This is a genomic window from Mesorhizobium sp. M7A.F.Ca.US.002.01.1.1 (genome assembly GCF_004022955.1).
GTDB classification, from domain to species: domain Bacteria; phylum Pseudomonadota; class Alphaproteobacteria; order Rhizobiales; family Rhizobiaceae; genus Mesorhizobium; species Mesorhizobium ciceri.
In genome coordinates, this window is sequence record NZ_RZQE01000008.1 from 41630 (window position 1) to 50838 (window position 9209).

General features: G+C 58.6%; 8 protein-coding genes. All 8 read left to right on the top strand.

The features are described 5' to 3' along the window. Positions 1-3 precede the first annotated feature (3 nt). The 8 genes from EN932_RS02385 (at position 4) to EN932_RS02420 (ending at position 8175) form a co-directional block, all read left to right on the top strand. Entirely contained in the window at positions 4-717 is a 714-nt protein-coding gene (locus EN932_RS02385; protein ID WP_127368707.1) for a response regulator transcription factor, read from the top strand. 205 nt (positions 718-922) lie between these two features. Further along, positions 923-2428, top strand: coding sequence for a collagen-like protein (locus tag EN932_RS38340; protein WP_206519185.1), 1506 nt, complete (start codon positions 923-925; stop codon positions 2426-2428). Positions 2429-2537: 109 nt separating this feature from the next. Then, entirely contained in the window at positions 2538-3314 is a 777-nt protein-coding gene (locus EN932_RS02395) for a DUF6065 family protein (RefSeq protein ID WP_245469182.1), read from the top strand. A gap of 199 nt (positions 3315-3513) precedes the next feature. Then, positions 3514-4029: a L,D-transpeptidase gene (locus EN932_RS02400; RefSeq protein WP_063169439.1), complete on the top strand. Its 516-nt coding sequence runs from the start codon at positions 3514-3516 to the stop codon at positions 4027-4029. A 412-nt stretch (positions 4030-4441) separates the two neighbouring features. After that, positions 4442-4876, top strand: coding sequence for a hypothetical protein (locus tag EN932_RS02405; protein ID WP_013529060.1), 435 nt, complete (start codon positions 4442-4444; stop codon positions 4874-4876). 71 nt (positions 4877-4947) lie between these two features. Further along, a complete protein-coding gene (locus tag EN932_RS02410; RefSeq protein WP_013529061.1) occupies positions 4948-5550 on the top strand; it encodes a DUF3011 domain-containing protein in 603 nt (200 codons plus the stop codon). Between the two features lie 1003 nt (positions 5551-6553). Then, positions 6554-7510: a DUF1403 family protein gene (locus tag EN932_RS02415; RefSeq protein ID WP_063169437.1), complete on the top strand. Its 957-nt coding sequence runs from the start codon at positions 6554-6556 to the stop codon at positions 7508-7510. A gap of 2 nt (positions 7511-7512) precedes the next feature. Next, positions 7513-8175, top strand: coding sequence for an SMC-Scp complex subunit ScpB (locus tag EN932_RS02420; RefSeq protein WP_063169436.1), 663 nt, complete (start codon positions 7513-7515; stop codon positions 8173-8175). The last annotated feature ends 1034 nt before the right edge of the window (positions 8176-9209 follow it).

Here is a 9209-nt window from a genome sequence, read left to right on the forward strand (position 1 = left end):
TAGATGATCGGAGAAGGCTACAAGCATGGCGATGTCGTGATCTCCCCCCTTGTTTATCTTGTCGATGACGACAGGGATTTCCGCGAGGAGATGGTCTTCGGACTATCCAGATTGGGCCTGAACGTACATGGATTCCACAATGCTGCCGCCCTCTACCGAGCCTGTGCCGCCAAGCCGGCTGAAATCGTCATTCTCGACATTGGCCTGGAGGGCGAAGACGGCCTTTCCATAGCTACCCATTTGCGGGCCTTACAATCGGTCGGGATCGTCATGGCGACGGCCCGGAGTTCCATCGACGACCGGCTCAATGGTCTTGAAGCGGGCGCTGACGCTTACCTCGTCAAACCCATTGATGTTCGGGAGCTTGCTGCCACGGTGATGGCGGTCAATGAACGTCTCAACAGGCGCCGCGCCCCTTCGTGGTCTCCGGCCCCACGATGGGCCCTGGAGGAAGGCGGCTGGGTGCTTACCGACGGCATGGGCCATCGCCTTCGCTTGACCACCTCGGAACGGCATTTTTTGGAACGCTTGTTCAGTGAGCGTGGCAAGACCGTCGATCGCCGCGCGCTCGTCGAAGCCATGGGCGCAGACATCTATGACTTCAACTATGCCCACCTGGACACCATCGTGAGCCGGCTGCGTCGAAGAGCCAAGAAATCCGACATGCTTCTCCCCTTGCACGCAATTCGCGGGTCAGGCTTCGCCTTCCCCGATTAGAATGATCGTGCCGACCCTGTCCAGAGAGAAGATTGCCGATCTCATCAATTTGGAAGATGACAGGGAAGGAATTCGAGAAGCATCCTCAAGCGACTGACAGTAAGTGTAAGGATATGACAGTTACTGCGATTGTGAATAATCGCGAGATTAATTACTTCAAGGAAAGGGTTGGATAAATCCGCATTCGTTAGATGGCTCGCATTCTATGCATAATCGAACAGGAATGTATCGTGCGCATGGCGAGGTAGATAACGAGGGCGGCGGTGCGCAGAAGGGGTGCGGGATGCGGCAGCATAAGAGAATTTTATTTGCCAGTTGTTCTATTCTAACGTTCGCATCCATCTATGTCGCGATTACCCCCGCGCTAGCCGGGGCGCCAAGCAACGAACAACTCTATCAGATGATTTTGGACCTGCAGCGAAATCAGAAGCAGATGGCGCGCAAACTTGAGGCCGCCTACGCCGAGACTGCTCAGGTTAAAGAAGAATTGGCCACCCTCAGGGGTTCGGTGGCCCAGAGTCGCGAGATGGCTGCGCTATCCTCGGTTGAGAGGCGCATGTACCTGTCAAATCCGCAATCCGACACTCGTGCCGTTGCCGCGCCCAATGTGCGTGTCGGATTCGGCGCGGGAACCAACGGTCACGACCCGTATGCCTTTACCGACGGTTCCGTGGCGCTCCCGCTCGGTGAAAAATACGGCTTCCAGGTCGATGCGATTGGTGGCGTGACGCCAAACAGTAACTTCACAGGTGCCGCCGCGCATCTGTTCCGCCGTGATCCGAAAGTTGGGGCGCTGGGTCTGTATGGAAGCTACCTTCACGGCGGAGGTGGTTACGATGATGGTGGAGTTCTTGAAAACGGTTATGTCGAAGGCAAGCTCGGCGTTGAAGGCCAGTACTATCTGGGCCGGGTCACGCTTGAGGGACTTGCCGGTATAGAATGGAACTCACTTGAAGAGGACGTCAGCCCGTTCGCCGAAGGCAGGGTCGGGTACTATCCTACGGATAACTTCAAGGTTAATGGCGGCCTGCGTCATCGCGACGCCTTTGGTGGTAGAACGCAACTTGTTGGCGGCGCCGAGTACCTGACCGAGTTCGGAAGCGGGATAGCGACTTCTATCTACAGTGATTTCAGCTTCGATCTGACGAACAGCGACGTCTCCTCAAGCGGCGATTTTTCTGCGATGGCCGGTTTGAGATTCCACTTCGGCACCAATGGCGATCGAAGCGCCCCGAAGACAGTCTTCTGCAAGGATCCGGACCAGAATTTCGAGTGCGCGGTCACAGATGGTCAGAACGATTATTATGCCGACAAGCCAGGTCGTTCCTTGATTCAGCGTGATCGTGGCGACTTCCTTCCATCGCACATCGTAAAAGACGTTGGCAACTTGCCGACGCCTTCCACCAATGTTTGGGGACAGCCGGGGGCGCCTGGCGCACCCGGCGAGGCTGGTACGCCTGGAGTGCCCGGCGCGTCTGGACCTCCCGGCGCGCCCGGCGCGGAGGGACCTGGCGGACCTGCTGGGCCTGTCGGACTGCCCGGATCGGACGGGACACCTGGAGCGCCCGGCGATACCGGCGCGTCTGGACCTCCCGGCGCGCCCGGTGCGGAGGGACCTAGCGGACCTGCCGGACCTGCGGGACCGGAGGGACCTGCCGGACCGGTGGGGCCGGTGGGACCGGAGGGACCTACCGGACCGGCAGGCCCATAGTGCCCCCTTCTATCCTGGTCATGCCGCTACGGTTGGCGACGTGATCAGCAACTTAGAATCGAATCGTTTGAGGATAGCGGAGAGTATGACCGGCCCTCGTCTTGACTGCATGATCCAGGCTCCGAACCCGCCTGAGCTTGTCGCCGCGGAGGGGACGCGAGATTGGATGGATGCGACCGACCAGCATTTCGCCTACCGCTGCACGCCGCTTTCAATCGCCAATGCCAGCGGATGGGAATTGCTGAACCCCATAAATGTGACTGTTACTTGGAACGGATACAACACTACAAAAGACGTCGCCTTCCATGTAAACGAACCGAACGTCACGCACCGATTCATCAGCTCGACCTTCGGGCACGGCATAGTAACCTTTCATCCGGGTTACGTGTTTCGCACCGAGCCGGGCTGGATGGTGTGGGCTCGCGGCTCTCCCAACCGGATGAAGGACGGAATCGCGCCCCTGGACGGCTTGGTGGAAACCAACTGGCTGCCGTTCAGTTTCACCATGAATTGGCGCTTCACCCGCCCTGGGTCTGTCACTTTTGCCAAGGGCGAGCCATTCTGTTTCGTCACCATGATGCCAAGTGTCGCTATCGAGCAGGTGCAGCCGGTCATTCGTCCGATGGAGGACGATCCTGAGTTCCATAAAGAACATAAGGTTTGGAATAGCGAACGTCGACGGTTTTCGGCCGGCCTGCAGATGAACGACGAGCTTACCAAGGAGATGAAGTGGCAGAAGCACTATCTGCAGGGTGTTTCGCCGACGGGGAAATCGGTCGCGGATGACACTCACCGAGTAAAGCGAACTCTAAAGCGGCCGATCCACATCGACCAGTTGCGGGCCCAGGAAAAAGGTTCGCCAGTAGATGAAGCTAGCCAAGAGTAAGCGGCCTGTGCGCATTCCTCCAGTTGGATCGCTAGCATTTGGCCGTTCGATTAACGGGTCGGTTTCGAGCAGAGACGAAAGACCGGAATGCATCCGCCAGTTCGTGCGGTCGGGCTTTGTATTGGCGCTGGCGGCGCTCCTTGTCGGTTGCCTGGCGGATGGAAAAGGTAGCCCGAATACGGCTACAGAGTTAGTTCGCGTGAAAGCCGCTTACGCGAGGGAGCCGCATGAGGTCTTCATCGTCGATCGCAGCAAGTTTGACCAACGCTTTCTGCCTGTCGATGTGACGCCCCCGGAACGCTTGCCTGCCGGTACGGTGTTGATCGATACACGGCAGAGGTTCCTCTATCTATACCGCCTCAATGGGATGGCGCGGCGCTATGGTGTCGCCGTCGGGGCTAGTGGTTACAGTTGGTCGGGCATTGCCAGCGTAGGGCGTAAGGCGGAGTGGCCCGCATGGCATCCGACTGACGACATGCGTAACCAGTCGCCCGACCTGCCGCGCATGATCAGGCCCGGCACGCACAATCCGCTCGGCGCGCGAGCTCTCTATCTGTACAAGAACGGCGTGGATACGCTTTATCGTATCCACGGCACCTCAGAGCCCTGGACCATAGGAACTGAAGCGTCCTCAGGGTGCATTCGCATGCTCAACGAGGATGTGATCGAACTCTACAGTCTGGTGCCGAAGGGAGCAAAGGTCATCGTGAAGTGAAGCGAATTGAACAGGCACAGGCCAACGCTTGCTGTCGGATGCCGTTGGACAATACCCACGCCGGTGGCACAGGTGACGGCAGATTTCTGCTTCTATCCATATGGCGTCATAGAGGGAGAATTTAAGACATAGGCGTCGCTGCTCGTATCGATATCACTCGCGAATAAGGTTTTGGATACCTTAACCGTCATCTCTGTCCGTCATAATCGACGTTTAGGTATTCTTTTTTACACCTTTTGCGTGTATTGAAATAAAAAAATTCAATGGACGCGTCTATATGTCAGTTCTCGTCAGTGACGGCATGCCATTCGTCTTCCCGTTCGCCGTCGGCATCAGTCAGGGCGCGAATGTCCGAAGGACAAATCCAGGCTGATGGGTTGGCAATTGAACGCACCGAGTGAAAGGACCTATGATGAGGCGCTCTCTATTCATGCTGGTTTCCGCCGCGCTATTGAGTACCGCCGTTGCGGGTCCAGCGGCAGCGCAGACCGCCGCTGAAACAAACCAGACCCTTGACGCGCTGTTCGGCAGTCACACAACCTATCAGCAGTTTTTCGACAAGCTGCAGAAGGCTGTCAGTGCCGGTGACAAGCAGACCGTCGCGTCGATGATCGATTATCCCTTCCGCGCCCGGATCGGCGGCAAGGCGATCAAGATAAACGACGCCGCGCATTTCGTGACGGATTACGACAAGATCGTTACCGCCAAGGTCAAACAGACCGTCCTCAAGCAGACCTACCCGACGCTGTTCGCCAATTGGCAAGGCGTCTCAATCGGTGATGGCGAGGTCTGGTTCTCCGGCGTCGGAGACGGCAACACCATCAAGATCACCGCGATCAACGACTGACACCTGGCGGAAGAAATTCCATTTCGATGACACCGACGCAACCGGTCGTTGACCACTCCGGAGGGGTTCACATGCTACGTTACATGTTCATTGCTTTGCTCGCGCTCGGCTCATCGTGGATGATCTCTGATGCCCGCGCACAATCGACTGTCGAATGCCAATCGAGGCACTATCAGTATGGCGAATGCTGGGCGGGCCCGCTGAGCAAGCCGCAACTCATTCATCAGACTTCTGGAAGTCCTTGTATTTTGAACCGGACCTGGGGCTACAATCCACGCAGCAAATATATTTGGGTCGCGCAAGGCTGCTCCGGAATTTTCGCCGATGTCGGCGGCTACCACCATGGACGTGGCGACAGCTTTGATCCCAATGCCCGCATGTATGACCATCGCGGTCATGACGTCGGCGCAGTGGTTGGCGGAGCTATTCTCGGCGCTCTGATCGAGGGGATGGCGGACGATCATCACAATCGACGGCACACGACGAGCAACTACCGCCCCGATAGCAGCTACAATGGTTGTCATGGCATGGGATGCAAGGTCGACAATCCTGACCAGGCAATCGATACCCGACCGCAATTTGACAGGCAGGGAGAGCCAAACTTTGATGTGCATGGCAACTACCAAGGATGCCATGGTGCAGGCTGCCTTGTCGACAATCCTGACGCGGAGTGAATTGAAGGACGAAGGAAGCCGGTCACGATTGTCAAAGCGGGGCTCTTAAATCTTTCCCGCAGCATCAATCTTGATCTTCATCCTGGCATCACCACGGCAGACTTCGTTCACCTGCTTCTTGGTTTCTCCTCGAAGCGGTGGAGGCAGCCGAACATGTTCTCTATCTCCTCCTGCATCGTGGCAGCGGCTGAGACGATAAGATCGAGGTTCTTATGATGTCGATCCATAGGGGCTTGTGCGGAAGCCTCTTTGTACCAAGAAATGCACCAAAAGAGAGCCGATATTCGGAAAAATCGTTGCGAATCAGGCCGTTATGGGAAATCGATGGCGGAGAGGATGGCGGAGAGGGAGGGATTCCCTTTCACCTCTATGATACTGAAAATACTAGTCTTTTCGCGCTTTTTGTTACACAGTTTGTTACACAGCTACAACTACGATTTATAACCGCTCTAAGCTCGCAGCTTTTGGGCTCGCCTGCCCAATCCATCCGATCTGTCGAAACCGATGGCTTGTAGGACACTCCCGCGTGTGTACGTTGGGGCTTGGGTCAGAAGGTGACCCACAGCAAAGACGGGAGCGCCGCAGCGCAAAAGATCTCATCGGTCAAGGAACAGATAGTGAAGTAGCCTGTGACAATCGGCGCCAGCATCACCTCCAAAGCCGACCAGGAAAAACCCGCAAAAAACGTCGCCCTCAGATACCCCGTCGGCAATGAATATGGGACCGAAGTTGCGCGGCAGATCGGGCGTTAGATGCCTTCATGACATCTGAACCTGAGCAGGCTCCTACGCCGCGAGCCGGCACATTTCCGAACGGAGTTTCGTCCGGCTGCGCAAAAAGGTGCCCTGTCGAGACTTACTTGTTGGCCAAATGGCTTAGCAGGGACGAACTCGTGAAGAGATTGATAATGCAACACTATCAGTCGTTGTGCTGATCCGACAGGCTGTGCGTTTTGGCACGAAAATCATGGCGAAAAGCGCACCGGCACTTTACTCTCCAAATTATGATTCGCCTCGATCCCGCGACCGCCAGCTCCTCTGCGCCGCCCTCCGTTCCCGCGTGGGCGATCACAAGCGCCGGCGCGCCGAGTGACGGCGACGCCGCCTTCCGGGCCGGCGCCGCCCTGGGTGCCCTCGACACGCTCGCCCGCGCGCAGGCAGCCTGGGCCGGCGCTTGGCGGCAGCGGCTGGCGGTTCGCTGCGCCGCCTCCAGCATGCGGCTCGCCGGCCGCGCCGAGGATGCGGCCGCCTTGCGCGATGCCTGGCATTTGCGTCCCCTACGTGCTGACCCCGGTCCCGCAGGCGCCGTCTTTGGCGCCTGGCGGCAGTTGGCCAGGCAGCCGCCCGCCGCTACGCCCGGCCGGCTCGGGAAGATACTCGACCAGCTTGGCCTCCATTGGGACGGCGCCGCGCTCGCCGACCTTTGCACGCAGATCGAAAAACTCGGGGTATCCCAGCGGTCGGCGCCATTCGACGCCGCGGCGATCGCCGCTGAGGTCGTCGCCATGCGTCCCGATGCCGAAGTCTTTGGCTGGTGGCTCGCCGACCTGGTACTGGCGCAACGCCTGGGCTGGCCGCAGCCCCTGCCGCTCCTAATGGCGCAGGGTTTTGGACCATCTTTCCGCACCGAGGCCGGCGGTGGCCGGCGCATCCGGCCCGGGGACAAGAATTTTGAGCGGGCGGTTTGCATCGCGCTCGTCGCGGCCGCCGCGGACGCTTGTCGGTTGGCCGCCGAGCTGTCGCGCCGGGCCGAAAAACTCCTGGCGGTGGCGCCGAAACTGCGCGCCAAAGGCGCCGGCGACGTAATCTTTCTGCTGCTCAGTGAAGACGCCGTGTCCGGATCGCTGACGACGGACAATCTGTCGCGCTTTGCATCGCGACGGCTGTTCGAACGGCTGCAGCAACTGGAGGTCGTGCGCGAGCTCTCCGGCCGCCCCACATTCCGGCTGTTCGGGCTGTAGCGATGAGCGAAGCGTCCGCCCGCCGCAAGCCAAACGATCAGCCGGCGCTGCTCGACACCGAACTGGAACATCTGCCGCCGGAGCTGCGCTGGTGCGAATGGATGGCCCGCGTCGAAGCGGTGATCTTTGCGGCAAATGAACCGGTGACACGTAGTGTCCTCGCGCGGGTGGTGGGAAAAAACTGCAATATCGAGCTGATCATCGACGACATTCGCGCCGAACTCGCCGGCCGCCCTTACGAGCTGGTCGCGGTCGCCGGCGGCTGGCAGCACCGGACCAAAAAGGTTTTTGGCGACGCCATTCACGCAGCCTTCGGCACGGCAGCGGGCGAGGGAGCAAAAGAACTGTCGCAGGCGGAGGCGCTTGTCTTGATGTGCATTGCCTATTTCCAGCCGATCACCCGTGGCGAGCTGTCGAGCTTTTTCGGCAAGGAGGTGTCACGTGACCTGATCGGCGTGCTGCGCGCTGAGCAGCTGGTCGCCTCGGGGCCGCGCAGCCCGCAGCCGGGCGCGCCCTACACCTATGTGACGACCAAAACTTTTCTGTCGCAGTTCGGGCTCGACACGCTGCGCCAGCTGCCGGATTTCGAGGCGCTCGAGGACGCCGGGCTGCTGTCGAAGGAGAAGCTGCTGGATCATCCCAGGGTTTGCAGATATCGACGATGATGGCGCCAGCGCCGCGCTCGACGAATAGATGATCCCATCACGGCGGGACACACGCGATCTCGCCGCTCGTCACATAGAAGATTGCGCCACGCACGCCGTCTGGTCTCGCCGGCTGGGTCCTTCGCGTGACGGAAGGGAGGTGGCGGCACGCGTCCGCTTGTCGATGAAGGATAAGCGAACAGGCAATTGATCGAGCCTGGTCGCACATGTCGATCACCATTGAGAGCTCTCGAAGGGAGAAAGTTCAATTGAACCACGTCTACCTTGAGCTTCTCGCGACGATTGAGGCGTTAAGATCCAGCCCATCGGGGCGACCATTCAGACGCTGATGGACAAGGTTCGCGACCTTTCACAGACGATCAAAGCCCTGAAAGACGATCTCCACCAGACAGCCGGCTATGGCCTGCTAAGAACCTAGCCAGCCGGCGAGTGCCCATCCCGGCCATTGTCAGCGAGGCGGCCATCCCAACAAGATCGCCTTGCCGCCACCGCCAATGGCGGATGCTGACAGCAGCGCCATAAGAACGCCAACGTAGATGGGGAAGATCATCCTCGGGCTATTCGTCCTTCCAAATGACAGTCTTCCCCCGAAAATCCCAATGAAATTTGAGGTTGGCTTTCAGTACCTCGGTGGGGATCCTCGGCTCGATCGCTGTGTGGAGAGCGTTATACGTTTCTCGGCAGAAGCTCGGCGGCGGGACATTCAGCTTGTACCCCGACGGGTACCTAAAATCTTGCTGAGAATTCATCAGGTCAAGGTTGTTGGCAATCATCTTCACGTTCCCAATCGGCGGCATTCCTAGGGCCACTGCGGCTTCGTAAATGTCCTCGATCTTGTGACCGAAGCCGAGCCGGAGACCGCGTTTCGACACGCCCTTTGAAGCTAGATACGCTTTCAAGAGGAGTTCTAGGTGTGAGCTTTCGAGAGGTTGTCCATTCGGACCGGACCGAGGAGACTGGAGTTACCACGCTTCAGCATCCATCGGAGGGTCCGAATGAACATCCACAAGAATGCCCGTCTCACACCGCTGCGT

Excerpts from the sequence above, each read along its gene's own strand:
- EN932_RS02385 (WP_127368707.1), top strand. The coding sequence starts at position 4 with ATGATCGGAGAAGGCTACAAGCATGGCGATGTCGTGATCTCCCCCCTT.
- EN932_RS38340 (WP_206519185.1), top strand. The coding sequence starts at position 923 with ATGCATAATCGAACAGGAATGTATCGTGCGCATGGCGAGGTAGATAAC.
- EN932_RS02395 (WP_245469182.1), top strand. The coding sequence starts at position 2,538 with ATGATCCAGGCTCCGAACCCGCCTGAGCTTGTCGCCGCGGAGGGGACG.
- EN932_RS02405 (WP_013529060.1), top strand. The coding sequence starts at position 4,442 with ATGAGGCGCTCTCTATTCATGCTGGTTTCCGCCGCGCTATTGAGTACC.
- EN932_RS02410 (WP_013529061.1), top strand. The coding sequence starts at position 4,948 with ATGCTACGTTACATGTTCATTGCTTTGCTCGCGCTCGGCTCATCGTGG.
- EN932_RS02415 (WP_063169437.1), top strand. The coding sequence starts at position 6,554 with ATGATTCGCCTCGATCCCGCGACCGCCAGCTCCTCTGCGCCGCCCTCC.
- EN932_RS02420 (WP_063169436.1), top strand. The coding sequence starts at position 7,513 with ATGAGCGAAGCGTCCGCCCGCCGCAAGCCAAACGATCAGCCGGCGCTG.